We start from the raw sequence: 25,889 nt of genomic DNA on the forward strand, positions 1-25,889 counted from the left end.
CTTGTGGGTTTATTCATTAGCAAATATATCTTTCAATACCTCCTTATCATCAAAATGGTGCTTTACACCTTTTATTTCCTGATAGTTTTCATGCCCTTTTCCGGCAACCAGCACGACGTCTTTCGCTTGGACAAGCATACATGCCGTGCGAATGGCTTCTTTTCGGTCTGCTATGCTGATAACTTTACGCATATCGTCTTTGTCCAGTCCTGCAAGCATATCATTAATGATATCCTGCGGTTCTTCAAAACGGGGATTATCTGAAGTAATGATGACCCTGTCACTTTGCTTTGCTGCTTCTTGGGCCATTAAAGGACGCTTTCCCTTATCACGGTTACCGCCTGCGCCTACCACTGTAATCACTTTTCCTTTTCCGTTCAATACTTCGTGGATGGCATTCAACACATTTTCCAGTGCATCGGGAGTATGTGCATAATCAACGATGGCTGTATAGCCTTTGGGAGAACGCAAGGAATCAAAACGCCCGGCGACGGGGTGTAGTGTACTTAAAGCAAGAAGAACATCTTCTGGTTTCTTTCCCAGCAGACAGGCGGCACCATAAACGGCTAATAAATTGGAGGCGTTGAAACGTCCGATGAATTGTACGTTGACCTCTACATTATTAATGTCCAGCAACATTCCTTCAAATCCATCTTCAAGCACTTTGCCCTTAAAGTCACTGAGGCTGCGAAGAGAATAGGTGCTGACTTTCGCTTTGGTGTTCTGTGTCATAACCAAGCCGTTTTTATCGTCTAGATTGGTTAGGGCAAAAGCACTTTTCGACAAGCCGTCAAAGAATGCTTTCTTGGCTTTTAGATAATTCTCGACCGTTTTGTGATAATCCAGATGATCGCGCGTCAAATTGGTGAAAATAGCCCCGGCAAACTTTAAACCTCCAATCCGCTTTTGGGCAACAGAATGTGAACTGACTTCCATGAAGACATACTTGCAACCTTCGTCTGCCATACGGCCTAATAATTGGTTTAATGTAATGGGATCGGGAGTGGTATGGTCTGTAGGAATCGCCTCATTATCAATATAATTACAAACTGTGGATATTAAGCCAACCTTATAACCGAATTTACGGAACATATTATATAATAAGGTGGCAATGGTGGTTTTACCATTTGTTCCGGTCACACCTACCAATTCCAGTTGTGATGTCGGGTCACCATAAAAGGCAGTGGCCAGTTTCCCGACAATATCTTCTGTATCGCTTACCTTAATATAAGTGATGTTTTCGTTCAATGTTTCGGGAAGAGTCTCGCATACCACTGCAACAGCACCTTTTTCTATTGCTTTTGTGATATAAGCATGTCCGTCTGTCTGCGTACCTTTTACAGCTACAAACGCATGTCCCGGTTCAATAAGACGTGAGTCCATATTGATTCCTGAAATATCTTTGGCGGTATTGCCACTGATTTCGCTTACGGTTATACCTTTTATAATCTCTTCCAGTTTCATTTTTTTCTTCTATATTAATTTAATCGTAATTGTATGGTTTGTCCCTTGCGTATAGTATTGCCGGCCGGAATACTCTGCGACTTGACTTTACCCATTCCGTTTAGACGGGCTTTCAAGCCGACACTCTCCAATAGATAAACAGCATCTTTAGCGCCCATGCCGATTACGCTCGGTACTAGTTTATTATTTATTTCTTTTTTACTGAACATTACATTCTCTGGATTCGTCGTGACGTTTCCCCAGACCGGCTTGTCAATTGAATAGCTGTTTGATAGACCGGTGGTTCTTACATCAATCTGATTTAATACATAGTTTGCTGCTCCTATGTCTCCGTGTTTCACGTCAGGAACTAAGATGGAAGTTGAATCTTTCGCACCTTGTAAGTCCTGGGCAAGATGTTTGGCAAACACGCGTTCGGCTATATTGCGGAATACAGGACCGGCCATACCGCCTCCCGATGCCGGATAACCATTCTTTTGAATGGCCACGATACAACTGTATCGGGGAGCTTCGGAAGGGAAATAACCGCAGAAACTGACCAAATACTGGCGCATTCCGTTAGTGTATCCCGACCTTCCTTGAGATACTTGAGCGGTACCTGTTTTCCCGGATACATGGAACTGTTTGGAACCTGCTTGTCGGCCTAATCCCTCGCTAACTACCTTTTCAAGAATAACTTGTATCTCTTGAATTGTTTTGGGAGAAGCGATAGCTGGGTTAAGAACTTCGGTCGGAATTTCTTCTACTACTTGTCCGTCTTTCACGATTGCCTTGACAAATTTAGGTTTGACCAATACACCGTTGTTTGCTATAGCGTTATAAAACGTTACCGTACTGATGGGAGGAATCTGTGTCTCATATCCGATAGACATCCATGCCAATGCCGTCCGTGACCAGTTATTCTTGTTAGGCATGCGGATAAATGGGTCGCCTGCTCCCGGAATATCCAAATGGAGTGGAGACGCTATACCTAATTTATATAAACCTTGTACATACTTCTCAGGATGGTCGTGATAGTTTTGGTCTATTAACCGTGACACACCGATGTTGGAAGAGTACATTAACGTTTGCGTAGTGGTGATTACGCCATATCCTCCCCGATGCCAGTTATGGTCTTTCATGCGGGCACCATGCATGTTATAAACGCCGTTTCCGGTATCAATAGTTTGGTCGGGTGTTATTTTCCCATCTTCAAGAGCTACCATGATAGAGGCTGTTTTAAAAGTAGACCCGGGTTCCATCATATCCGAGACCGCATTATTGCGGATTTCCCTGTATACTCCATCCGCACATTTGGTCATATTCACAATCGCCTTGATTTCTCCGGTCTGTACTTCCATTAAAATGGCAACACCTACGGTTGCATTAATTTCTTTCAATTTATCGACCAATGCTTTTTCTGCGATATCTTGCATACCGACATCGATTGTCGTAATGATATCACATCCGTCGACAGGCGGTATGTCTACTATGTTCAGGTATTTGTTCATCACCTTTTGGCGGTGGGTAATACCTTCGCGTCCCTTCAATATAGAATCGTAAGAAAGCTCCAAACCATTCTTGGCACCTTGTTCAATGTCGGGATACATATCGCCTAATGTACGCATGGCTAATGAACCGAATGGTTTTTTGCGCTGGTTGAATGCCTGTTCGTGAAAGCCGCCCTTGTATTTGTTTAAGTTGAAGACCGGCAGACGTTTAGCCTCCTTATACTGTATGTAAGACACCCGTTTGGGATAAAGCAGATAATTGCGGCTTCCTTTCTTCCTACCTTTTAATATGTGAGATTTGAATTCCGCCTTGCTCTTATCCGGAAAAATCTGATGCAGGCCATCACAGATGGAGTCCATATAGAGCATAAGTAAGGAGTCCTTCAGGTGACCGCCGGCTTTGAAGTCCATATAGATTTTGTATTCCGGAAGACTGCTTGCCATTAACTGTCCATCAGAAGATATGATATTTCCTCGGGTTGGACGGACGGTTACGTTCTCTTTCACAAAACGGTCGGCTACATCTTTCCAATATTGCCGTTCGGCAAACATGATGACGCCGGCTTTGCAAATAATTGCAATACCTATCAATACCATCACCAGAATGATGAAGGAATAGCGGGTCATTATGCTTTTTTGATTCGGCATCATAATTTTAGTCTTTTTTTATCAGGTAAGGACGGTTGGTAGCCGTTTGTAAATGGCTCTCTTCCGTCGAAATATACTCTTCGATACGTGACTGACGGCTCTTTTCCATTAATTCGGATGAACGGGTAAGGGCGTCATATTTAATATCTACTAAATCTTTCTTTAACTTATCTATTTCAATCAGCTCCTGTTGGCTGCTGTAGCGGTTGTCGATGTACAACACCGTTAATATCATAATAAGGATAAGCAAACGGGTTTGTCTCTTAAAGAAATCGTTAGCTAGAATATCTCCTCCTAATATGCTGCGAATAGACATGTGTTTAGGAGAAGGAGCGGCATGCTCTTCCTTGGCCTGTTGTGTATTTTGCTTTTGTTCTTCTTCCATCTCGTTTATCTTTTTTCTGCGATTCTCAATTTGGCACTGCGTGAGCGGGGGTTGCGTTCCACTTCTTCGCTGTCGGCAACGATTACTTTGCTGTTTATCAGCTTGAATGGTGTTTGCACATTTCCGAAGAAATCTTGTTCCGTCTTCCCCTCTACATTGCCTGTCTTCATGATGTTCTTTACCATTCGGTCTTCCAGAGAATGATAGGTAATAACGACTAAACGTCCGCCCGGCTTCAGAGCTTCGGTAGCAGCATAAAGCATTTCCTTCAGGGCTTCCATCTCTTGATTGACCTCAATGCGTAGAGCTTGAAATACTTTAGCCAGTTCTTTCTTTTCGCGCTCACGGCCGAATAAAGGTTTAATGATTTCCAAAAAATCTCCGATGGTGACAATCTGTTTGACTGCACGCGCTTTTACGAGGACGGATGCCAGCTTGCGGCTGTTCTTCAATTCTCCATAAAGATAGAAAATGTCGGCAAGGCGTTCTTCGTCGTAGGTGTTTACCACATCGGCTGCTGTCATGCCGGCACGTTTGTTCATACGCATATCCAACTTTCCCTCAAAACGGAAGGAGAAACCGCGTTCCGAATCATCAAAATGGTGAGAAGAAACACCTAAGTCTGCTAAAATGGCATCTACACCTTCTACGCCATAATAACGAAGGAAATTATGTAAATAGCGGAAGTTGCTGCGCACAAATGTGAAACGCCGGTCGTTTACGATATTCTTCTCCGCATCTTCGTCCTGGTCAAAACTGAGCAAGCGTCCTGTATGGTCCAAACGATTCAGTATCTCTTTGGAATGGCCGCCACCACCGAATGTTACATCTACATAGATGCCTCCGGGCTGGATATTCATTCCGCTTACACTCTCGTCCAGCAGTACCGGTATGTGATATGTCTGTTCTGTTTCGCTCATTCTAATCCTTCATTATTGTTGTTTCCCATTATTTCTTCTAGCTCCTTGCCGAAATCTTCAGGCATCATGAACGGCTTGTCTGCAATTTCCTTTGCCCATATCTCGATTGTGTCATCCATCCCGATGAATCTGACTTCTTGCTGAATGCCTGCCAGTTTTAAATATCTTTTCGGGATGAGAAAACGTCCGTTGCCGTCCAGTGTGATGATTTCTACGTCCGACACGAATTGCCGGAATACCATTTGATGTTTGGAGTTCCAGCGGTTGAGCTTGCTGCGCAATTCGTTCATTTGCTCGTTCCATACACTTTCCGGGTATAAAACCAGGCAATCCTGATAGGTGTCTTTACGTAGAATCAGGCATTCTTCGGCCGCAGTTTGCAACTGCTTCCTGAATACAGCCGGAAAGAAAACCCTTCCTTTTGCATCTGTTTTTGCTTCCGAATTGCCAAGAAATCTCATCTTTACACCTTATTATATTATTCAGGTTGTAAAATTACACAATTCCCCACAATTCCCCACAATAAAACCAAGAAAATATTTCGAGAAGTTTTCAACAGGTTGTTAAAGGGGCTATGCGCTTGGTAAACAGGAACTTTAATTTTAATAATTTTCTTATAAAAAGGGCTGGAATCAGGTTGGTGCGGGAAGTGGAGAAAGCAACCGGATAATTGCACATTCGTTTTTAAACTGCGCAAAAACAGTGTGCTTTGTATTGTCTCAGACACAAAAACTCTTAATTTTTTTAGAGAAGGGCTCATTTTTCTGTCATAAATTGCCAATATAAAAAAAGATAAGTTACTTTTGCAATGAAAAGACGTTTGTAAAATGGCTGACGACTCTATATTTTTAATTGACATAGATAAGATTTTAAAGACGAAAGCTGGGAAGAAATCCAAATACATTCCTCGCTTTGTTACTTCATACTTGAAGCGTATTGTGCATCAAGATGAGTTGAACGTCTTTCTGCATGACTCCAAAGATAAAGTCGGAGTTGAATTTCTGGAAGCGTGTATGGAGTTCCTGGATGCTAAAGTGGAAATTAAAGGTCTGGAAAACTTGCCTAAAGAGGGTAAGTGTACCTTTGTGAGTAATCATCCGTTGGGAGGACAAGACGGTGTCGCTTTAGGATATATTCTTGGGAAGCACTATGACGGTAATGTTCGTTACTTGGTAAATGATTTGTTGATGAACCTGCACGGCTTGGCACCGTTGTGTATTCCTATCAATAAAACCGGTTCCCAATCCAGAGATTTCCCTAAAATGGTAGAAGCCGGTTTCGCTTCTGATAATCATATCATTATGTTTCCCGCCGGGCTATGTTCGCGTCGTCAGAATGGTGTGATAAGAGACTTGGAATGGAAAAAGACGTTCGTAACCAAGAGCGTGGAGACGCAACGCGATGTAGTACCTCTGCATTTTGAAGGACGAAACTCGGATTTTTTCTATAATCTGGCCAACTTATGTAAATTCGTAGGTATCAAGTTTAACATTGCTATGCTTTATCTGGCTGATGAAATGCTGAAGAACCGGCATAAAACTTTTACCTTGACCATTGGTAAACCCATCCCCTGGCAAACTTTTGATAAGTCTAAAACTCCTGCACAATGGGCGCAGTTTGTAAAGGACGTTGTCTATAAACTATAACAGACAAAGGAGAGAGAAATATATATGGAAGAGATTATTGCACCAATTAACAAAGAAATTCTAAAGGCGGAATTAACAGAGGATAAGCGCCTTAGATTTACTAATAAGAGTCATAATGAGATTTATGTCATAACCCATCAGGATTCCCCCAATGTAATGAAGGAAATCGGGCGTTTGCGCGAGATTGCTTTCCGTGCTGCGGGAGGAGGTACCGGGAAATCAATGGATATTGATGAATATGACATTATGGAGAATCCCTATAAGCAGTTGGTGGTATGGAATCCGGAAGCTGAAGAAATATTGGGCGGTTATCGTTATCTGTTAGGCGATGAGGCTCAATTTGACGAACATGGCAAGCCGCTCTTGGCAACAGCTCATATGTTTAATTTCTCCGAAACATTCTTGAAAGAATACTTGCCTTATACTGTCGAACTCGGACGTTCGTTTGTGACGCTGGAGTATCAGTCGACACGTGCCGGCTCAAAGGGCTTGTTTGCTCTCGATAATTTATGGGATGGCTTGGGAGCCTTGACGGTTATCAAGCCGAATGTGAAATACTTCTTTGGCAAGATGACAATGTATCCCAGTTATCACCGTCAGGGACGTGATATGATTCTTTACTTCCTCAACAAGCATTTTGGCGATAAGGATAAACTTATTACTCCGATGAAATCGTTGGAAATTGAAACAGACCCGGAACTGCTGAAGAACTTGTTCTGTTATGAATCTTTCAAGGAAGATTATAAGGTGCTTAATACTGAGGTGCGTAAGTTGGGGTATAACATTCCTCCATTGGTAAATGCATATATGAGTTTGTCTCCGACAATGCGCATGTTTGGTACAGCTATCAATTATGGATTTGGTGATGTGGAAGAGACAGGTATCTTGATTGCTGTCAATGAAATATTGGAAGACAAACGTGTGCGCCATATTGAGTCTTTTGTGAAGCAGCATCCTGAGTCATTGAAGATAACTTCCGGAGCACATCCTATTTTAGCTAAATAATTGTATATACATAGAAAGAGGCCGTGAGGCTGGACAAGCAATTGCCGGAAGGCGGTTGAAATATTCGGGCAGGTATAAACTTGCCCGAATGTTTTTTAGGGATAGCCGATGTCATTCTTCTCCGATACATTAAAATCACTTAGAAACAGCATGATGATATAGTAAGTTGTACCTGCTTATGCCTTCACGCTCTCATTCTTTCCTTCTTTTATTGATGAGCGTAAAATATTCATTAACCACGGCCGTGGTTAACTTTAACCACAGTCGTGACTAAGTCTAACCACGCTCGTGAGCAGGCTTAACCACCACCGTGGTTAAGCAAATACAATAGGAGCTTATACAGCAGGCAGACTGTTGCCTTTTATTTTGCGATAAAGGTCGAGCGCGTACACGTCGGTCATTCCGGATATATAATCGAGTACAGCCTGTATCTTTTCGTACAGAGTTGGGGCATTCACATTGTATTGGCTTGACATACGGTTGATTAGCAGTTGTGAATAAGCCTTTTCGGGCGTACGGACTGCATTAATCATCAAATCGATTAGCGTACTGATTACCCTGAAACCGGCAAGTTCTATATCCAGTACGTCGCTGGAACGATAGATTTTATGAAAAGCAATCTCCGAACAATGCTGGTATGCCTCCTTTAAAGGAGAATCGATATGCTTGATGAGTGCCCCCTCAAACTCTCCCGCGAGGATGTCTTCTTCATGCTCGATGAAGACTCGGGTGCATTCTTTTATCAATGCTCCGATAACTGAAGAACGAAGATATGCAATCTGTTCATTAACGTCTGTTACGATTTGGCAAACCTCTTCTATTCGCTGCTTCCTTTTGTCATCAAAGAACAAACTATATAATTCCTTCGTCTCGGCATGAGTCAGTAGCTTTAGTTTGTGAGCGTCTTCTATATCCATCATTTGATAGCAGATGTCATCTGCAGCTTCTACCAGATAAACCAGCGGATGGCGGGCGTATTTCAATGGTTCTCCTTCTTTGCTTACTTGGATGATGCCCAATTCGGTTGCTATTTTCTGAAAGTCGGCCTCTTCGCTCAGGAAGAAACCGAACTTTGATTTCTTTCCTGCCAAACGCGAAGAAAAAGGATATTTTACGATGGAAGCAAGGGTTGAATAGGTCATCACAAAGCCGCCTTTCCGCCTTCCTTCAAATTGATGGGTTAATAACCGGAAAGCGTTCGCGTTTCCTTCAAAATGTATTAGGTCATCCCATTCCATCGATGAAAGCTCTTCTTTTAATGCTATTCCTTTCCCTTCTGAAAAATAGGTCGAGATAGCTTTTTCTCCCGAATGTCCGAAAGGCGGATTGCCTAAGTCGTGTGCCAGACAAGCGGCCGATACAATGGAACCTATTTCTGATAGATGTGAATCTGCCAGTTCGGGATGTTTCTTCAATAACCGGCTGGCTACATCATTCCCCAAAGAGCGTCCTACGCACGACACTTCCAGACTGTGTGTCAGTCGGTTGTGCACGAATATGCTTCCGGGTAATGGAAATACCTGCGTCTTGTTTTGCAAACGACGGAAAGGAGCGGAGAAAATCAGTCGGTCGTAGTCACGTTGAAACTCGGAGCGGTCGTCTTTCCGTGCTTCGTGCAGCTCTTCCAGTCCGAAGCGTTTATTTGATATTAATTGTTTCCAGTTCATAATTCGGGGTTTATATGTTTGCAAAAGTATAAAATCTCCGTTTAAAAAACTGTAAACGCTTAGATAAATCCATTGAATTGTGTAGATTTGCATCTTATTAGATAAGTTAATTTTGAAAATGAAAGTACAGGTAATCAATAAATCAAAGCATCAGCTTCCCCAATATGCTACCGGGCAATCGGCGGGAATGGATATCCGCGCTAATTTGGACGAACCGATTGTATTAAAACCTTTGCAGCGTTGTCTTGTTCCGACAGGATTGTATATTGCCCTTCCCAAAGGGTTTGAGGCGCAAATCCGTCCACGCAGTGGCTTGGCTATCAAGAAAGGTATTGGCGTATTAAATTCTCCCGGCACTATCGATGCCGATTATCGGGGAGAGATTTGTATTATCCTGATAAACCTTTCGGCGGAAGATTTTACGATAGAAGACGGAGAGCGGATTGCACAGATGGTCATTGCCCGTCATGAACAGGCCGAATGGCAGGAAGTGGAAGTCTTGGATGAAACAGAACGTGGTGCCGGAGGCTTTGGACATACCGGTAAAAACTAGAATAAAGTAATGAATAATAAACAAACAACTAAAAGATATCTGCCGTTATTATTATGGCTTTGCCTTGTGGCTCTGCTCATGTCGTGCGGAACCATGCGGAAAGAGACTGCTTCTTCCAAAAAGAAATTGCTGGCGGAAGAGCAGAGGGATCCGTTGACACCTGAGCAACGCCGTAAATACGATTATTTTTTCTTGGAAGCACTCCGCATGAAGGAAAAAGGAGACCTTGACGCTGCTTTTGAAATGTATAGCCATTGCCTGGATATCTATCCTCAGGGAGCGGCAACTCTATACGAGATTGCCAAATTCTATATGTTCCTCAATCAGCCCGATAAAGGCGAAAAGGCGTTGAAGGATGCGGTGGCATCCGATCCCAATAACTATTGGTATAATCAGACACTCGCTGCGTATTATCAGAATAAGGGGGAGGCGGCAAAAGCAATTTATGTATACGAAGATATGGTCAGCCATTTTCCCAAACGACTGGAACCATTGATGTCGTTGGTGGACCTTTATACCCGCACTAAAGATTATCAGCAAGTAATCAATACATTGAACCGTTTGGAGGAACGCGACGGAAAATCCGAGGCCATCAGTATGGAGAAATTCCGTATGTATCTGGCGATGGATAATGACGAACAGGCGTTTACCGAAATAGAGAACCTGGCGAAAGAATATCCTTATGATATGCGTTACCTCACTATCTTGGGGGATGTCTATATGAATAACGGAAAGGAGGAAGAGGCACATTCTATTTTTCAAAAAGTACTGAAAGAAGAACCGGGCTATGCTCCTGCCATGCTGTCTATGGCTACTTATTACGAGAAGAAGGGACAAGATAGTTTGTATCAAGCTCAGTTGGACTCTATTCTGTTGAATGACAGGGTGGAAAGCAATACCAAGATGAATATCATGCGCCAGCTCATCCTCCGTTCGGAACAGACTGACAAGGACAGCACCAAGATAGCCGGTTTGTTTAATTCCATACTCGAAAGAAAGCAGGAAAATGCGGATATTGCTATGTTGGCAGCTCAATATTTCCTGACTAAGAAGATGGATAAGGAATCTGTTCCCGTTCTTCATAAAGTGCTTGAGGCAGATCCCGAAAATATTCCTGCCCGCTTGCAGCTCTTGAGCTTTGCCATTCGCGAGCAAGATATGGATGAAGTGATAGCACTCTGTACTCCGGCATTGGAGTATACTCCCGAAACATTGGAGTTTTATTATTATCTGGGACTGGCTTATCACCAGAAAGACCAGCCCGACGAGGCGCTTGAAGTCTTTAAGAAAGGGGTGAATCAGGTAAATGAGAAGAGTGATAAGAATATTGTATCAGACTTCTATGCCATCATGGGAGATTTATATCATATCAAGAAAATGAATGTCGAGGCTTATGCTGCTTATGATTCCGCTTTGGTATATAAGGAAGATAATATCGGCGCCCTCAACAATTACGCTTATTATCTGTCGGTAGAGCGCAAGCATTTGGATAAAGCGGAAGAAATGAGTTATCGTACTGTCAAGGCTGAGCCGACAAACGGAACTTATCTCGATACATACGCTTGGATACTTTTTGAGAAAGGAAAGTATGCCGAGGCTCGCATTTACATTGACCAGGCCATGCAAAACGATGGAGACAAGAGCTCGGTAGTGGTGGAACATTGCGGAGACATCTATTATATGGGCGGTGAAAAGAAAAAGGCGTTGGAGTATTGGCGACAAGCCGAGAAACTTGCCAACGAGCCACCCCGAGAAGGCAGTGAGCCGCGCGATGAGAAAGAATTGAAACTATTGAAGAAGAAGATTGCACAAAAGAAATATTTTGCAGAATGATGAAGCGTATCTATATTTATTTGTTCGGAGCCGTATTGTTGACACTCGTTTCTTCCTGTTCTTCTACCAAGAGCATGAAAAAGAGTGTGTCTATCGGTAATCTTTCGGAAACGGAGTATATGACTGAGGTTCTCAACCGTGCGCCGGCATGGGATGCTTTGACGGCAAAGATGTCAATGGCTGTCGACTTGAACGGAAAGGGAGCTACCAAGGTAAACGGCACTATCCGCATGAAACGCGACGAAGTGATACAGTTGTCTCTCACGGCTCCGCTCATCGGTTTCGAAGTGGTACGTGCCGAAATCTCTCCCGATGGGATATTGGTGATGGACCGCATGAACAAGCGTTATGTGCAAGTTTCGTTTGCAGAACTTAAAGGATTGGCAAAGGCGGACTTGGACTTTCACTCCCTGCAGGCATTGTTTCTGAACGAAATCTTCCTTCCCGGCAAGAAAACATTGTCGGCTCGCGATATTTCGGCGTTCACTGTTCATCCCGAAAATGAGAATGCCGTGCTGCTGGAAGTGAAAAATGGAAAGAAGTTTGCTTATCGTTTTCGTACCACAGCCAATGAAGGGCTGTTGAAAGAAAGTCATATCAGACTGGCCGGCACTTCTTATGGATTGCGTTGGAAGTATGATGAGTTCCGTTCGTTGGAGAAAAAGCAGTTCCCGAGTCGCATGCTTGTCTCTTTTGAAGGAGGAAAGAAGCCTGTCACGGCCACTTTCGACCTTTCCCGCCTGTCCACCAACAGTGACTGGGACACTCATACCGACGTGCCCAAGAAATATGATAAAGTTGAATTGCAGGATTTGCTCAAACAGCTCATTAAAAAATGAAACGTATCTTCTTACTATGTATCGCCTGTTGTTTTCTGAGTGCACTGTCGGCGCAGAGTACCCGGAAGATTAGGGAGCTGGAAAACAAACGGAAAGAATTACATCAGCAGATTGCCGAGTCAGAGACTTTACTGCAGTCTACCAAGAAAGATGTGAAAAGCCAATTGGAGAATCTGGCTCTGCTCACCGGACAGATAGAAGAACGTAGAAGATATATCCATACCATCGAAGCGGATGTAAATACATTGGCAAAGGAAATTACAACTTTGCAACGCCAGTTGACTGCTTTGCAGCGCGACTTGAAGGAGAAAAAGAAGAAATACGAGGCGTCTGTGCAATATATGTACCGCAACAAGTCTGTGCAAGAGAAATTGATGTTTATCTTTTCGGCCGAAAACCTGAGTCAAACGTACCGTCGTATGCGTTATGTACAGGAGTATGCTGACTATCAGCGTCTTCAAGGACTTGAAATAGAACGTAAACAGCGCCAGGTGATATCAAAGAAAAAAGAACTGGAACAAACCCGCAAAGCAAAAGAAAACCTTTTAAAGCAAGGGGAGGCAGAGAAAGCTAAGCTTGAAATTCAGGAAAAAGACCGTCAGACACTTTTGGCTAACCTTAAGAAGAAGCAGAAAGGAATACAGAATGAAATATCCAAGAAGAAACGCTCTGCACAACAATTGAATGCACAGATAGACCGATTGATAGAGATTGAAATAGAAAAGGCTCGTAAACGTGCTGAAGAAGAGGCTCGCCGTAAGGCTGCCGCTGAAGCTGCTGCACAGAAGGCTGCCGCGGCAAAAGTTGCCGAAGCGAATAAAAAGAGTGGTGAAGGAACCGCCTCTACTTCAAAATCGGATGCCAAAGCTCCCGAAAGAAAGGCTGCACCGGTGGAGAAATTTAATTTGAATAATGAGGACCGCCAGTTGTCGGGCAGTTTTGAACGCAATCGCGGAATATTGCCGATACCGGTTACTGGGCCGTATGTCATCGTGAGTCATTACGGACAATATGCCGTAGACGGACTCCGTAATGTGAAGTTGGATAATAAAGGAATTGATATTAAAGGTAAGCCGGGAGCAAAAGCACGTGCAATCTTTGATGGAGAAGTTTCTGCCATATTCCAGTACAACGGATTGAATAATATTTTGGTGCGGCATGGCAATTATATATCGGTTTATTGTAATCTGTCTTCCGTGGCTGTATCTAAAGGAAGTAAAGTAAGTACGAGAACTATCCTTGGAACGATTCATACCGATAGCTCAGGCAATGCGGTGCTTCATTTCCAGCTGCGTAAAGAGACGGCGAAGTTGAACCCCGAACTTTGGTTGGGAAGGTAGCTTTCTTCTGTTGTCGTTTTCATACAAAGTTCCCATGAATAGGGGCTTTTAGCTTCGTTGTTGAGAGGTGATTATATCAACTATTCTGACAGATGAAAGTGTTGGCTCTCATCCTCTTTCCAAAAGGGGGGTGTGTCAAAACGTGGATAATGCTGTCGTTTCGTTCGTAGGGGCGAGGTTCGCTCGCCCGAAAACAGTTTACTTTGTGTCTTCGGGCAGGCAAACCCTGCCCCTACAGCTGACGATTGGATAGGCTGGTTTAGTTTTGACACACTCCCCTTTTGTGACTGTCTGTGGAGCATAAGCTTTTCGCCTCCGATAAACAATTCATATTCCTATCGAGTATCCTTAATATTAAAATGTTAAACAAATTTTCTTGCTAAAAGATTGTTTTCTGATAAAAAATGTATAGCTTTGTCTATCTGCTTCTAGTTGTTAAGATGAACTGTGCAGAATTTATAAAAATGATATGTAATACTATGACTCACTGGGTACCTATAAAAGATATATCCGAAAAATATCAAATAGATCAAAATTGTATTTGTAATTTGATTGTGCGGAAAGCTGTCGCTTCGTCTAAAATCGGGAGAAAGATTAGGCTGATAGACGAGGACTCATTTATTTCCTATTTGGATATGCATAAACAGATAGAAAATAAAAAGGAAATCATTAAGGAGTTGAGTGATACTGACAGAATGTTGGAGGCCGAATTAAGGGCTTGCAGTGAGACCCATGCTGCTTTTGAAGTACAACACAGAGTCTTGTGCCGTTTTTATCGGGCATTTGTGCAGGCTTTTTCCCTGTTTATCAGAAATGAGGAAGAACGCGATATCTTTTTGCTGCTCAGTATGGGTGAACGGCTGGATTTGGTTGCATCAAAATATTCTCATTCCATTCGAACGACATTGAGAATATACAAGAATACCGTTGAGCGTGTTAGTAAGAAGAGCTTTAACTTTATAGAAGAACAGCGGACCAATGTGACAAGACTGGAACAACTAAATCGGAATATGAGGGAAGTGTATCTCGGGTTGAGAAGAGGAAAAATACGGAGACGAGTGATACATGATTCTGAATTGAACGAAAAGGAGCAGGAGGGTACTGAAGTGATGAGGTTGACGAAGCAAAATAAGAAACTTCAGTATGAATTGTCAAAAGAGAGGGATATGGCTAAAATGTTGCGGTTCAGATTGTGTGACTGCGAGAAAGAGAAAGAACAGAAAGCGGAACAGATAAAGGAAATTCAGCAGCAGGGACAGGAACAGCAACAGCAACGGGAAGTGGAGCTGTGGTTGAAGCAGAAGCAAAAGCACGAAGAACGGCTATGGATGGAAGAACTGACGAAAGAAAAGTTCTTGCTGGAGGTACAGTTGGAGCAGGAGAAGGTGCGGGTAAACGATATGCAAATGAAGTTGACCGATGCAGAAAGTGCTTTGGTTGATTGGCAAGGGAGATACTATAAAATGTGGGACAAGCATCAGAAATATGTTGCTAAAGTGGAAGCCGGCTATTTTGTACCGGGAATGAAGCATTTGATAAAGAATCTAAAAAGCTGGTGTAAGGAGTATTTCATCCCTATAATTCTGTTTATAATGCTGGTTGTGTGGATGATAGTATTTCTTCCTTCTTTGTTTTAACTGGCAGCATGGAATCCTCGGAGGAGGTGTGTCCAACGTTTTTTCTGTCATTCTGTAGCGAAGAGTCTGTTGGCATAAAGATGCGTGCATCCGGATTCTTCACATTGAACAGAATGACAAAAGGAGAAGACTGTTGAGGCTTTCGGTTTTTTTTGAAATGTGCACGAAGGCATTCTTGTGCTATTGTATCACCAGTCCGTCCAACAACTCGATATACAGCCCGATAGCTTCTTCTATTTCAGATACCATGATATATTCATCGGCCGTGTGAGAACGTGACGACTTGCCTGGTCCCATTTTTACCGATGGGAATTTCATCAAAGCCTGATCAGACAAAGTGGGAGAACCGAAAGGAACACGTCCCAACTGAACAGCGCGTCTGACAAACGGGTGTCCTGCATCAATGTGAGATGAATTCAGACGGAACGAACGCGCTTTGGCTTCACTCTTGATGTGAGTGCTGATTTCGTGGAATAATTCCTCATTGGAATAACACTCATTGCTGCGGATATCTACCACAAATGTGCAGATATCGGGAATAACATTATGTTGGGTTCCGGCGTTAATCTGGGTAACGCTCATCTTTACCGGTCCCAATAAAGAGGATTCTTTCGGGAAACGATAGTCGCGGAACCATTGGATGTCTTCCAATACCTTATATATAGCATTGTCACCCTCATTGCGTGCCGCGTGTCCTGCTTTTCCATGAGCCGTTACATCGAGCACCATCAAGCCTTTCTCGGCTATGGCGGGTTGCATCTCTGTCGGTTCTCCTACAATGCCCAGTGTGATGGGTGGAAGTTGGGACAACACACTTTCGATGCCGTTCTTACCCGACACTTCTTCCTCGCATGAAGCCAGAAAGATAAGGTTGTAAGCCTGTTCGGTAGTAGACAAATGGCGGTAGACTTGAAACAAAGATACTACACTGGCACCTGCATCGTTGCTACCCAGCCCGTAAATCTTTCCGTTTTCTGCTTTTGGAGTGAAAGGATGTTTGCGCCAGCCGTTCACCGGTTTTACCGTATCGATGTGTGAATTGAGCAAAATGGTAGGTTTGTTCAAGTCAAACATGGGGCTGATGCACCAAATGTTGTTTCCCGAACGGCCTGTCATGATACCGGTCTCTTCGATATAGTTTTGAAGAAAATCGGCGGCAGCTTCCTCTTCCCTGCTTAGAGAGGGGATACCTATCAGTGAATTCAGCAATGTGGTTGCCTCTGAAGTGTAATATGCTACGTCAATCATATAGATTTTATAATTATTGTGGGGCAAAGATACGATTTTTGCTCGGTAAAGTATGCTTGGAAGTGACGATAATTAAGTTATGTATGCAACTAATTTTAAAGATGGGATTCTTGTAACTCTTTGACTGGTTGGTAAAATTAATACCTATTTATGATGGATAATTCCAAATTAAACGATAACTTTGCCGCGTATTTAAAATAATTTATAATGAGCAATTCCCAATTATCTGTCCTGATTCAACGTCAGGCTGAGAAATATGGCGACCGTGTAGCCCTGAAATATCGTGATTATGACACTGAAACTTGGATTCCAGTTTCATGGAAGCAGTTTGCCGAAACGGTGACAACGACTTCCAACGCACTTCTTGAGTTAGGTGTGGGGGTACAAGAAAATATTGGTGTCTTTTCTCAAAATAAGCCCGAATGTCTTTATGTGGATTTTGGTGCCTTTGGCGTTCGTGCAGTAACTATTCCTTTTTATGCCACAAGTTCGGAAGCCCAAGTGCTTTATATGCTGGGTGATGCGGATATACATTATCTTTTTGTAGGCGAACAGTTACAGTATGATGTGGCTTTTCGGGTGATGTCGCTTGGCACACAGTTGAAGCAGATTATTATTTTTGATAAGGATGTGAAACGCGACGAACGTGACACTTCCTCGATTTACTTTGACGAATTCCTGAAGTTGGGCAAAGCTCATCAGCATCAGGCGGAAGTGGACAAACGTATTGCCGAATCGGGCAATGGGGATATTGCCAATATCCTTTATACCAGTGGAACGACTGGCGACAGTAAGGGAGTGATGTTGCATCATTCTTGTTATGAAGGAGCTATCAAAGCACACAATGAACGTTTCCCGCAATTGAGTGATCAAGAAGTGGTGATGAATTTCTTACCTTTTACTCATGTGTTTGAGCGTGCCTGGAGTTATTGGTGTATTTCAATGGGATGCCAGTTGGCTGTCAATTTGCGTCCGGTGGATATTCAGAAGACCATCAAGGAGATTCGCCCGACGGCCATGTGCAGTGTTCCTCGTTTTTGGGAGAAAGTGTATTCTGGGGTTCAGGAGAAAATCAATGAGACAACTGGGCTGAAGAAGAAACTAATGCTGGATGCATTGAAAGTGGGCCGTGAGCATAATATAGAATATGTATGTAAGGGACTTACACCTCCGGCTTTGCTTCATATGAAATATAAATTTTATGAGAAGACCATTTATAGCTTGTTGAAGAAAACTATCGGTATTGAGAATGGTCGTTTCTTTCCGACTGCTGGGGCAGCCATTCCACCTGCTGTTCAGGAATTTATATTGTCGGTAGGTATTAATATGGTGGCGGGATATGGATTGACCGAGTCAACTGCAACCGTGTCTTGTGAAAATGACTTTGATCATGTGGTAGGTTCCGTAGGACGTATTATGCCGCATGTGGAAGTGAAAATCGGCGAAAATAATGAGATATTGCTCCGTGGTGTCGGCATTACGCATGGGTATTATAAGAAAGAAGCGGCAACAAAAGCTGCCTTTACCGAAGACGGATGGTTCCATACCGGTGATGCCGGTTATATTAAAGACGGACATTTGTTCCTGACCGAACGTATCAAGGATTTGTTTAAGACCTCAAACGGAAAATATATCGCTCCTCAAGCCATCGAAGCTAAGTTGGTGGTAGACCGTTATATCGATCAGATTTCTATTATAGCAGATGAACGCAAGTTTGTTTCGGCTTTAATCATCCCGGAATATAAACTGGTGAAGGATTATGCCGAAAAGAAAGGCATCAAGTATGCTTCTATGGAAGAACTGCTGCAGAATCGACAGATTATCGATTTGTTTAAGGAACGGATTGATACGCTTCAACAGCAATTTGCACATTATGAACAAATTAAACGTTTCACCTTGTTGCCTCATCCTTTTAGTATGGAACGCGGCGAACTGACTAATACGTTGAAGATTAAGCGTAATGTGTTGAATAAGAATTATGCTGCCGAAATAGAGAAGATGTACGAAGAATAAAGAATTTGATTCACCTGTATTTTAGGCACGGATTGTACGGAATGCATTGTTCTTTCATTAAAAACAGTGAAATCCGTGTAATCGGTGCCTAAATTGTTATATCTTTGCAACTTAAAAGAAAAAATCCTCAAAATGATAACAATAGAGCAACTGAAAGACGTAAAAGAACGTACCGCTGCCCTCGAAAGATACTTGGACATTGAGAATAAACTGGTTCAGGTGGAAGAAGAACAGCTGCGTACACAAGCGCCCGGATTTTGGGATGATGCCAAGAAAGCTGAGGCACAAATGAAGAAAGTAAAAGAGATTCAGAAATGGATTGACGGATACCGTGAGGTAAAGACTTTGTCGGACGAATTGGAATTGTCTTTTGATTTCTTTAAAGATGACTTGGTGACCGAGGAAGAAGTGGATGCCGCTTATTCTAAAGCAATCACTGCTGTAGAATCTTTGGAGTTGAAAAATATGCTTCGTCAGGAAGCCGATCAGATGGATTGTGTCTTGAAAATCAATTCGGGAGCCGGAGGCACCGAAAGTCAGGACTGGGCATCCATGTTGATGCGTATGTATATGCGTTGGGCCGAGACAAATGGTTATAAATTAAGTATTGCCAATCTTCAGGAAGGGGATGAGGCCGGTATCAAGGCTGTGACTATGAACATTGAAGGTAGTTTTGCTTATGGTTATCTAAAGGGTGAGAATGGTGTGCATCGTTTGGTGCGTGTTTCTCCTTATAATGCTCAGGGTAAACGTATGACGTCTTTCGCTTCTGTATTTGTGACTCCGTTGGTGGATGACAGTATTGAGGTAAATATTGAACCGGCACGTATGAGTTGGGATACCTTCCGAAGTGGTGGAGCCGGCGGACAGAACGTAAATAAGGTAGAATCCGGTGTACGTTTGCGTTATCAGTATAAAGATCCTTATACGGGCGAAGAAGAAGAAATCTTGATTGAAAATACCGAGACTCGTGACCAGCCGAAGAATAAGGAGAATGCAATGCGTCAGTTGCGCTCTATTCTTTATGATAAGGAGCTGCAGCATCGCATGGAAGAGCAGGCCAAGGTAGAAGCCGGAAAGAAGAAGATAGAGTGGGGGTCACAGATTAGAAGCTATGTGTTTGATGACCGTCGTGTGAAAGACCACCGTACCAATTATCAGACATCGGATGTAAATGGTGTGATGGATGGAAAAATTGACGACTTTATTAAAGCGTACCTCATGGAGTTCTCGGGATCGGAGAATGTGTAAAAAGTAAGTAAATTATTTGTTTTCTCCCGGAAACTTTGTACTTTTGAAGACTTCAAAAGAGAAAGTTTAACCTTAAAATAAAATACTTATGGGAAAGAATAAGAAAGCTAATCATAGCAAGCGTGAAGAGGAGAAAGCAAATAAAGTAGTAAAAGGCATATTTATTGGTTTGATAGTATTGGCTCTGATTACTATGGTGGGCTATGCTGTTTATGGATAAGGCCGCAAGAAATAAGTGAAGTCCTGCCGGAAAAATCCGTGCAGGACTTTTTTATTATGTTAATCTGAAAATAAGATGGCACAGGAAATAGAACGAAAATTTTTAGTTATTGATGATAGTTATAAGCAGGAAGCGTACTCTCAAAGCCGCATTATGCAAGGATACATTTGTAGTGCCCGCGGACGTACGGTGCGTGTTCGTATCCGGGGCGATAAGGGGTATCTTACTATAAAGGGGGCTTCTAATGCCTCTGGTACCAGCCGATATGAATGGGAGAAAGAAATATCCCTGCAAGAAGCGGAGGAATTAATGAAACTGTGTGAACCGGGAGTGATAGACAAGACTCGTTATCTGGTAAAAAGCGGAAAGCATACATTTGAGGTAGATGAATTTTATGGTGATAATGAGGGGCTTGTTGTTGCAGAAGTAGAATTGGAGTATGAGAACGAATCGTATGAAAAGCCTCATTTCATCGGGAAAGAAGTGACTGGTGATGTCCGTTATTATAACTCATTTCTTATGAAAGACCCATTTTGTAGATGGAAAATATTATAGTTTATTTAACGCAATAAAAGTAACTACATATTATAGTTTGCCTATATTTGCACCAAACAAACACTTTTTTAATATATGAAAGACAATATTCTATGCATCTTTATCATGCTCTTGGTCAGTGTGACATTTAATGCAAACGCTCAAAAAAGTCCTCAAGGGCAGTTCTCAGTAAAAGGAGTTTTAGTAGATTCTTTATCAAATGAAGGAGAACCTTATTCAACCATTCGTATTTCATTGAAGAGCAATCCGGCCAAACCGGTAAAATTGGCTGTGACAGACACGAATGGAAAGTTTAGTGAACGTCTCGTTTCTCCGGGTACTTACCTGATTAGTTTTTCTTCTGTCGGCAAGCGGACGGTACAGAAAGAATTCACAGTGTCTGATACAAAAAAAGTAGCCGACTTAGGTCAGGTTCAGATGGCGGAAGCAACCGAAATGCTGAAAGGGGTGGAAGTGGTCGCTCAGAAACCACTTGTGAAAGCCGAAATCGATAAGGTTACTTATAGCATTGAAGATGACCCGGATTCAAAAACGAATTCTACCCTCGAAATGCTCCGCAAAGTACCTCTGGTAACTGTAGACGGAGAAGATAAAATTCAGGTGAACGGAAGCAGCAACTTTAAAGTGCATGTAAACGGTAAGCCGAATAGTATGATGAGTAATAATCCCACTGAAGTATTGAAGAGTTTGCCGGCTAACTCTGTCAAGTCTATTGAAGTAATTACTGACCCGGGCGCAAAATATGATGCGGAAGGTGTCGGTGGTATCTTGAATATCATTACTACCGGTGGCGGAATGGAAGGTTATACGGTTACGCTGAATGGTGGTGTCAGCAATCGCGGTTATAATGCCAGCGGATATGGAACGGTTCAGATAGGTAAATTCACCGTTACCGGAAATTATGCTTATAATCATAATACCAGTCCGCGTTCTTATAGCGAGAGTGGTCGTGAAGACTTCACTTCGGATGACTATAAGTATTTGAGTTCGGAAAGTTCTTCCAAGCACAAAGGAAATTTCCAATATGGCAGTATGGAAGGTAGTTATGAGATTGATACTCTGAATCTTATCACTTTCTCTATGAATATGTTTGGAGGTAAGTTTAAAAACAATGGTAGAGGAAGTACAAATATGCTGAACGCCCAAAGGGAACATGCCTACAGTTATAATACGTTGAGCCGCAATGAGTCGGAATGGGCTAGCCTGGGCCTCAATTTCGACTATCAGCGTTCTTTTAAGAAAAAAGGAGAATATCTGACTTTCTCATACCGTTATAACGGTTCTCCCGATAATAGCGAAGCTTATACGGAATATGAAGACGTGAAGGACTATCCTTACAGCATGGACTATTTGAGAGACCAGCATTATGACAATGATGCCCGTACCGATGAACACACTTTCCAGCTTGACTATACCAATCCGATTACCAAGCAGCATCAGATAGATGCCGGTGTTAAGTACATTTTGCGTAGAAATCAGAGTGACAGTAAGTATTTCAAAGCTGATGACAACAATATCTATCAGCCGGATAATGATTTGACCAGTAAGTTTAATCAAGATCAGGATATCTTGGCTGCATATGCCGATTATCAGTTGAAATTGGGTAAGTTTGGCGGTAAGGCAGGCGTACGTTTCGAACATACTATTATGGATGTAGAATATAAGTATATGCCTGACAGGAATTTCGACAGTAATTTCAATGATTTGGTTCCTTCGGCAAGCTTTACTTATCAGCTTGCACCTACCAAAACCATTCGTGCCAATTATAATATGCGAATCAGCCGTCCGAGTATCTGGTATTTGAATCCGTTTAGAGATACAAGTAACCCGACAAGCGTCAGCTATGGTAATCCTGATTTGGACAGTGAGAAATCTCATTCTGTGGGAATGACTTACAGTTCTTTCTCGCAGAAGTTTAATATGAACTTAAGTTTGAATTATTCGTTTGTAAATAATGGTATTGAGCGCTATTCATTTATGGAGAACGGCGTACAGAATAATACTTATGGCAATATCGGTCATACCAACCGCACACGCCTTTCGTTGTGGATGAACTGGAATCCGGGTTCGAAGACAAGAATTTCTATCAATGCCAGTGGTTCTTACTCCGATTATAAGAGCGATAATGAAGAATTCACAGCCCGTAATCACGGTTATCAAGGTAACTTCTTTGGTAATGCACAACAGACATTGCCGTGGGATATTCGTTTTAGCGTGTATGGTGGTGGAGGTACTCCCTATATTTCATTGCAAGGCAAGGGCTCCTCTTTTACCTATTATGGATTTAGTCTGAGTCGTTCTTTCTTGAAAGAGAAACGCCTGACGGTTTCTATGAATGCGTCTAATATCTTTAGCAAATATAATACGTATGATAATTCTACTACGACTTCTACTTTTACTTCATGGAGCAAGAGTAAATCTCCTAACCGTTATTACGGAATCAATATCAGTTGGAGATTTGGTGAATTGAAAGCTCAGGTGAAAAAGGCGGCTCGTAGTATTAATAATGATGACTTAAAGGGTGGTGGAAGCGGATCCGGTACGACTGGCGGCGGTCAAGGAGGTGCATAAAAGTTAATCTCCAACCACCTGTTAACTGTTATATTAGGGGGTAAAAACTGTTACTTGGCAGTTTTTGCCCCTTTTGTTGTTAGTTTTTCTGTCATCCCTTTTACAAGAAGTCGTTAATATTGCAGCAGAAATTAAAAACAGAAAATAACAACTTAAAAATAAAACGTTATGAAGACAGTCGACTTTACACAGCATTTATTGAATGTTCAATCGGAATTATTCCGTTTTGCATTTAAACTGACAGCTGACAGAGAAGAAGCAAATGACCTGTTGCAGGAAACATCATTGAAGGCATTAGATAATGAGGAGAAATTTACTCCCGATACAAACTTTAAAGGATGGATGTATACCATCATGCGCAATATATTTATTAATAATTATCGTAAGACCGTGCGCGATCAGACATTTGTCGACCAGACAGATAATCTGTTCCACTTGAACCTTTCGCAAGAAAGTGGATTCGATTCTACCGAAGGTGCTTATGATTTGAAGGAAATCCACCGTATAGTCAATGCTTTGCCAAAGGACTATCGTATACCTTTCGCTATGTATGTATCAGGCTTTAAATATAGAGAAATTGCAGAGAAACTTGGGTTACCGTTGGGAACCGTAAAGAGTCGCATTTTCTTCACACGCCAAAGATTGCAGAATGAATTGAAGGATTTCCGTTAAGTTGACTCTCTATCTTTATTATATAACTTTGACTTTTATCATTGCGCCGGCTGTTCGTGAAGAATCGCCGGCGTTTCTTTTTAGAATTTGCGCCACAAAAACGGGCGAATCACATAATATCCAAACAAGACGGCTAACAGTACTCCTGTGCTATTAGCTAGAAAATCAAGCCAGTCTCCGCTTCTGTTGGTCGTGAGGTAAGCTTGCATCAGTTCTATGCATCCACTCATGGCTATCGGTGCAATGATGCCTCCCCATATCATATGAGTCCAGTTTATCATTTTGTGGGTTCTTAAATATTCGAACCACAAAATGCAGCAAAGCCCTCCGTACATACAGACATGAACTAATTTGTCAATGTTGGGAATCTCCTCCAAATCAGTCTTTGGTGGAGTGAAAAAGGATAAGTAAAAGATAACTGCCATAATCACCAAGGATAACGGATATCTTCTAAAATAATATAGCATACTTTAAAATATTAGTTATTCGTCGCAAAAGTACGATTAATTTTATACTTTTGCACCCCAATAGGTTTCGAATTATAATAAATTGATAGTTTTTTATGCAAAAAAGCGAAAGAGCAAATTTCGGGAGTAAGATAGGAGCGATACTGGCAGCTGCCGGTTCGGCAGTGGGCTTGGGCAATATATGGCGTTTTCCTTATGAGACGGGTAACCACGGTGGTGCAGCGTTCATTTTAATATATTTGGCATGTGTCCTTGTATTGGGTATGCCGATTATGATGGCCGAGTTTACAGTAGGGCGTCATTCAAAGGCGAGTACAGGTAAAGCATATTCTGTTTTAGCGCCGGATACTCATTGGAAATGGTTAGGTTATTTAGGAGTATTGGCGGGATTTCTAATCTTGGGATATTATTCTGTTGTGGCGGGATGGACATTAGAATATATTTTGGAAGCAGGAGCGAATGAATTTGCCAATAAAAGGCCGGATGATTTTATTCTGGCTTTTGAGTCCTTCTCTCAGAATCCGGTTCGTCCGTTGATTTGGCTGGTGGTATTTCTCCTGCTTACCCATTTTGTTATTGTAAAAGGGGTGAAAGATGGCATTGAGAAGTCCTCTAAGATTCTGATGCCGGTACTTTTTATTCTCATTATAGTGCTTGCAGTGTGTTCGTTGTCTTTACCAAATGCGGAAAAGGGATTAGAGTTCTTGTTTAAACCGGATTTTAGTAAAGTGACCGGTGATGTGTTTTTGGGAGCCATGGGGCAAGCTTTTTTCTCCTTGAGTTTGGGAATGGGATGCCTTTCCACTTATGCCTCTTATTTTGGAAAAGAGACAAAGTTAGGAAACACCGCACTGAGCGTAGGAGTTATCGATACATTTGTTGCAGTATTGGCAGGTGTCATTATTTTCCCTGCGGCATTTTCGGTTGGCATTCAGCCCGATGCCGGACCTTCTTTGATATTTATTACTCTGCCTAACGTCTTCCAGCAGGCATTTGCCGGAATACCTATCTTGGCGTACGTCTTTTCTGTATTGTTCTATGTGTTGCTGGCTTTGGCAGCCCTGACGTCCACTATTTCTTTGCATGAGGTGGTTACAGCCTTTTTACATGAGGAGTTCGCTCTGACTCGCGGGCGTGCGGCTAAAATGGTTACTTTCGGATGTATACTGATAGGAGTGCTTTCATCCCTGTCGTTGGGTGTGATGCAGAAGTATACGCTGTTTGACAAAGGTTTCTTTGATTTGCTGGACTTTGTCACTGCAAAAATTATGCTTCCGTTGGGTGGAATGTTGGTATGCATATTTGTCGGTTGGTATTTGAAACGGTCAGTTTCTTATAACGAATTGACCAATGAAGGTACTCTGAAAGCCGGTTTCTTTAATGTCTATATATTTATTCTGAGATTCATTGCACCCATTGGCATTGCATTGATTTTCATCAATGAATTGGGCCTGATTTAGTGCAA

General features: G+C 42.3%; 22 protein-coding genes. 14 read left to right on the forward strand and 8 right to left on the reverse strand.

What is annotated here, in order from left to right:
* Positions 1–9: 9 nt before the first annotated feature.
* From QYT14_RS15295 to mraZ, 5 genes are read right to left on the reverse strand one after another with little or no spacing between them, the layout of a single operon-like run.
* Positions 10–1,464, reverse strand: a complete 1,455-nt coding sequence (locus QYT14_RS15295; protein WP_288325122.1) for a UDP-N-acetylmuramoyl-L-alanyl-D-glutamate--2,6-diaminopimelate ligase — start codon at positions 1,462–1,464, stop codon at positions 10–12.
* 14 nt (positions 1,465–1,478) lie between these two features.
* A complete protein-coding gene (locus QYT14_RS15300; RefSeq protein WP_237038679.1) occupies positions 1,479–3,605 on the reverse strand; it encodes a penicillin-binding protein in 2,127 nt (708 codons plus the stop codon).
* Positions 3,606–3,609: 4 nt separating this feature from the next.
* Positions 3,610–3,987 carry an FtsL-like putative cell division protein gene (locus tag QYT14_RS15305; protein WP_237038678.1) on the reverse strand — a complete coding sequence of 126 codons (378 nt, stop codon included), beginning with the start codon at positions 3,985–3,987 and terminating at the stop codon, positions 3,610–3,612.
* Between the two features lie 5 nt (positions 3,988–3,992).
* Entirely contained in the window at positions 3,993–4,907 is a 915-nt protein-coding gene (gene rsmH / locus QYT14_RS15310) for a 16S rRNA (cytosine(1402)-N(4))-methyltransferase RsmH (protein WP_237038677.1), read from the reverse strand.
* Entirely contained in the window at positions 4,904–5,368 is a 465-nt protein-coding gene (gene mraZ / locus QYT14_RS15315) for a division/cell wall cluster transcriptional repressor MraZ (RefSeq protein WP_237038676.1), read from the reverse strand. The genes rsmH and mraZ overlap by 4 nt, the downstream gene beginning before the upstream one ends.
* A gap of 366 nt (positions 5,369–5,734) precedes the next feature.
* Between mraZ and QYT14_RS15320 the strand changes: the two genes are divergently transcribed.
* Together QYT14_RS15320 and QYT14_RS15325 are read left to right on the forward strand one after the other, a co-directional pair.
* Positions 5,735–6,553: a 1-acyl-sn-glycerol-3-phosphate acyltransferase gene (locus tag QYT14_RS15320; RefSeq protein WP_237038675.1), complete on the forward strand. Its 819-nt coding sequence runs from the start codon at positions 5,735–5,737 to the stop codon at positions 6,551–6,553.
* A 24-nt stretch (positions 6,554–6,577) separates the two neighbouring features.
* Positions 6,578–7,558: a GNAT family N-acetyltransferase gene (locus QYT14_RS15325; RefSeq protein ID WP_237038674.1), complete on the forward strand. Its 981-nt coding sequence runs from the start codon at positions 6,578–6,580 to the stop codon at positions 7,556–7,558.
* A 335-nt stretch (positions 7,559–7,893) separates the two neighbouring features.
* Here QYT14_RS15325 and QYT14_RS15330 read toward each other — a convergent pair whose 3' ends face one another.
* The gene (locus tag QYT14_RS15330; RefSeq protein ID WP_237038673.1) at positions 7,894–9,225 is read right to left on the reverse strand and encodes a deoxyguanosinetriphosphate triphosphohydrolase; all 1,332 of its coding nucleotides are present in this window, start codon (positions 9,223–9,225) and stop codon (positions 7,894–7,896) included.
* Between the two features lie 118 nt (positions 9,226–9,343).
* On the opposite strand from QYT14_RS15330, the gene dut reads away from it, so the two are divergent.
* From dut to QYT14_RS15355, 5 genes are all read left to right on the forward strand, one after another.
* Complete coding sequence (dut, locus tag QYT14_RS15335; RefSeq protein WP_237038672.1) at positions 9,344–9,778, forward strand: dUTP diphosphatase; 435 nt, start codon at positions 9,344–9,346, stop codon at positions 9,776–9,778.
* Positions 9,779–9,787: 9 nt separating this feature from the next.
* Positions 9,788–11,611 carry a tetratricopeptide repeat protein gene (locus QYT14_RS15340; protein WP_288325123.1) on the forward strand — a complete coding sequence of 608 codons (1,824 nt, stop codon included), beginning with the start codon at positions 9,788–9,790 and terminating at the stop codon, positions 11,609–11,611.
* Positions 11,608–12,450 carry a DUF4292 domain-containing protein gene (locus tag QYT14_RS15345; protein WP_177795688.1) on the forward strand — a complete coding sequence of 281 codons (843 nt, stop codon included), beginning with the start codon at positions 11,608–11,610 and terminating at the stop codon, positions 12,448–12,450. The genes QYT14_RS15340 and QYT14_RS15345 overlap by 4 nt, the downstream gene beginning before the upstream one ends.
* A complete protein-coding gene (locus QYT14_RS15350) occupies positions 12,447–13,790 on the forward strand; it encodes a peptidoglycan DD-metalloendopeptidase family protein (protein ID WP_288325124.1) in 1,344 nt (447 codons plus the stop codon). Before QYT14_RS15345 ends, QYT14_RS15350 begins: the two co-directional genes overlap by 4 nt.
* A 479-nt stretch (positions 13,791–14,269) precedes the next feature.
* The gene (locus tag QYT14_RS15355) at positions 14,270–15,427 is read left to right on the forward strand and encodes a hypothetical protein (RefSeq protein ID WP_288325125.1); all 1,158 of its coding nucleotides are present in this window, start codon (positions 14,270–14,272) and stop codon (positions 15,425–15,427) included.
* A gap of 180 nt (positions 15,428–15,607) precedes the next feature.
* Here QYT14_RS15355 and QYT14_RS15360 read toward each other — a convergent pair whose 3' ends face one another.
* A complete protein-coding gene (locus tag QYT14_RS15360) occupies positions 15,608–16,675 on the reverse strand; it encodes a M20 family metallo-hydrolase (protein WP_288325126.1) in 1,068 nt (355 codons plus the stop codon).
* 207 nt (positions 16,676–16,882) lie between these two features.
* Between QYT14_RS15360 and QYT14_RS15365 the strand changes: the two genes are divergently transcribed.
* The 6 genes from QYT14_RS15365 to QYT14_RS15390 all read left to right on the forward strand — a co-directional run bounded on the left by QYT14_RS15365 (position 16,883) and on the right by QYT14_RS15390 (position 23,957).
* Positions 16,883–18,688: a long-chain fatty acid--CoA ligase gene (locus QYT14_RS15365; RefSeq protein ID WP_237038667.1), complete on the forward strand. Its 1,806-nt coding sequence runs from the start codon at positions 16,883–16,885 to the stop codon at positions 18,686–18,688.
* Between the two features lie 132 nt (positions 18,689–18,820).
* Positions 18,821–19,939, forward strand: a complete 1,119-nt coding sequence (gene prfB / locus QYT14_RS15370; protein ID WP_237038666.1) for a peptide chain release factor 2 — start codon at positions 18,821–18,823, stop codon at positions 19,937–19,939.
* 88 nt (positions 19,940–20,027) lie between these two features.
* Complete coding sequence (locus QYT14_RS15375) at positions 20,028–20,159, forward strand: hypothetical protein (RefSeq protein WP_262914275.1); 132 nt, start codon at positions 20,028–20,030, stop codon at positions 20,157–20,159.
* Positions 20,160–20,234: 75 nt separating this feature from the next.
* Complete coding sequence (locus tag QYT14_RS15380) at positions 20,235–20,714, forward strand: CYTH domain-containing protein (RefSeq protein ID WP_237038665.1); 480 nt, start codon at positions 20,235–20,237, stop codon at positions 20,712–20,714.
* Positions 20,715–20,789: 75 nt separating this feature from the next.
* Entirely contained in the window at positions 20,790–23,285 is a 2,496-nt protein-coding gene (locus QYT14_RS15385) for a TonB-dependent receptor (protein WP_288325128.1), read from the forward strand.
* Between the two features lie 168 nt (positions 23,286–23,453).
* Positions 23,454–23,957 carry an RNA polymerase sigma factor gene (locus tag QYT14_RS15390; RefSeq protein WP_237038663.1) on the forward strand — a complete coding sequence of 168 codons (504 nt, stop codon included), beginning with the start codon at positions 23,454–23,456 and terminating at the stop codon, positions 23,955–23,957.
* A gap of 80 nt (positions 23,958–24,037) precedes the next feature.
* Here the strand turns inward: QYT14_RS15390 and QYT14_RS15395 are convergent, their stop codons facing one another.
* A complete protein-coding gene (locus tag QYT14_RS15395; RefSeq protein WP_237038662.1) occupies positions 24,038–24,424 on the reverse strand; it encodes a VanZ family protein in 387 nt (128 codons plus the stop codon).
* Positions 24,425–24,519: 95 nt separating this feature from the next.
* On the opposite strand from QYT14_RS15395, the gene QYT14_RS15400 reads away from it, so the two are divergent.
* Positions 24,520–25,884, forward strand: coding sequence for a sodium-dependent transporter (locus QYT14_RS15400; RefSeq protein WP_237038661.1), 1,365 nt, complete (start codon positions 24,520–24,522; stop codon positions 25,882–25,884).
* Positions 25,885–25,889 lie beyond the last annotated feature (5 nt).

It is taken from the genome of uncultured Phocaeicola sp. (genome assembly GCF_948499155.1).
In the GTDB taxonomy this organism is placed as follows: Bacteria; Bacteroidota; Bacteroidia; order Bacteroidales; family Bacteroidaceae; genus Phocaeicola; species Phocaeicola faecalis.

Bases quoted from the DNA above. Each gene is read 5' to 3' on its own strand.
- QYT14_RS15295 (WP_288325122.1), bottom strand. From the start codon at position 1,464: ATGAAACTGGAAGAGATTATAAAAGGTATAACCGTAAGCGAAATCAGT.
- QYT14_RS15300 (WP_237038679.1), bottom strand. From the start codon at position 3,605: ATGATGCCGAATCAAAAAAGCATAATGACCCGCTATTCCTTCATCATT.
- QYT14_RS15305 (WP_237038678.1), bottom strand. From the start codon at position 3,987: ATGGAAGAAGAACAAAAGCAAAATACACAACAGGCCAAGGAAGAGCAT.
- rsmH (WP_237038677.1), bottom strand. From the start codon at position 4,907: ATGAGCGAAACAGAACAGACATATCACATACCGGTACTGCTGGACGAG.
- mraZ (WP_237038676.1), bottom strand. From the start codon at position 5,368: ATGAGATTTCTTGGCAATTCGGAAGCAAAAACAGATGCAAAAGGAAGG.
- QYT14_RS15320 (WP_237038675.1), top strand. From the start codon at position 5,735: ATGGCTGACGACTCTATATTTTTAATTGACATAGATAAGATTTTAAAG.
- QYT14_RS15325 (WP_237038674.1), top strand. From the start codon at position 6,578: ATGGAAGAGATTATTGCACCAATTAACAAAGAAATTCTAAAGGCGGAA.
- QYT14_RS15330 (WP_237038673.1), bottom strand. From the start codon at position 9,225: ATGAACTGGAAACAATTAATATCAAATAAACGCTTCGGACTGGAAGAG.
- dut (WP_237038672.1), top strand. From the start codon at position 9,344: ATGAAAGTACAGGTAATCAATAAATCAAAGCATCAGCTTCCCCAATAT.
- QYT14_RS15340 (WP_288325123.1), top strand. From the start codon at position 9,788: ATGAATAATAAACAAACAACTAAAAGATATCTGCCGTTATTATTATGG.
- QYT14_RS15345 (WP_177795688.1), top strand. From the start codon at position 11,608: ATGATGAAGCGTATCTATATTTATTTGTTCGGAGCCGTATTGTTGACA.
- QYT14_RS15350 (WP_288325124.1), top strand. From the start codon at position 12,447: ATGAAACGTATCTTCTTACTATGTATCGCCTGTTGTTTTCTGAGTGCA.
- QYT14_RS15355 (WP_288325125.1), top strand. From the start codon at position 14,270: ATGACTCACTGGGTACCTATAAAAGATATATCCGAAAAATATCAAATA.
- QYT14_RS15360 (WP_288325126.1), bottom strand. From the start codon at position 16,675: ATGATTGACGTAGCATATTACACTTCAGAGGCAACCACATTGCTGAAT.
- QYT14_RS15365 (WP_237038667.1), top strand. From the start codon at position 16,883: ATGAGCAATTCCCAATTATCTGTCCTGATTCAACGTCAGGCTGAGAAA.
- prfB (WP_237038666.1), top strand. From the start codon at position 18,821: ATGATAACAATAGAGCAACTGAAAGACGTAAAAGAACGTACCGCTGCC.
- QYT14_RS15375 (WP_262914275.1), top strand. From the start codon at position 20,028: ATGGGAAAGAATAAGAAAGCTAATCATAGCAAGCGTGAAGAGGAGAAA.
- QYT14_RS15380 (WP_237038665.1), top strand. From the start codon at position 20,235: ATGGCACAGGAAATAGAACGAAAATTTTTAGTTATTGATGATAGTTAT.
- QYT14_RS15385 (WP_288325128.1), top strand. From the start codon at position 20,790: ATGAAAGACAATATTCTATGCATCTTTATCATGCTCTTGGTCAGTGTG.
- QYT14_RS15390 (WP_237038663.1), top strand. From the start codon at position 23,454: ATGAAGACAGTCGACTTTACACAGCATTTATTGAATGTTCAATCGGAA.
- QYT14_RS15395 (WP_237038662.1), bottom strand. From the start codon at position 24,424: ATGCTATATTATTTTAGAAGATATCCGTTATCCTTGGTGATTATGGCA.
- QYT14_RS15400 (WP_237038661.1), top strand. From the start codon at position 24,520: ATGCAAAAAAGCGAAAGAGCAAATTTCGGGAGTAAGATAGGAGCGATA.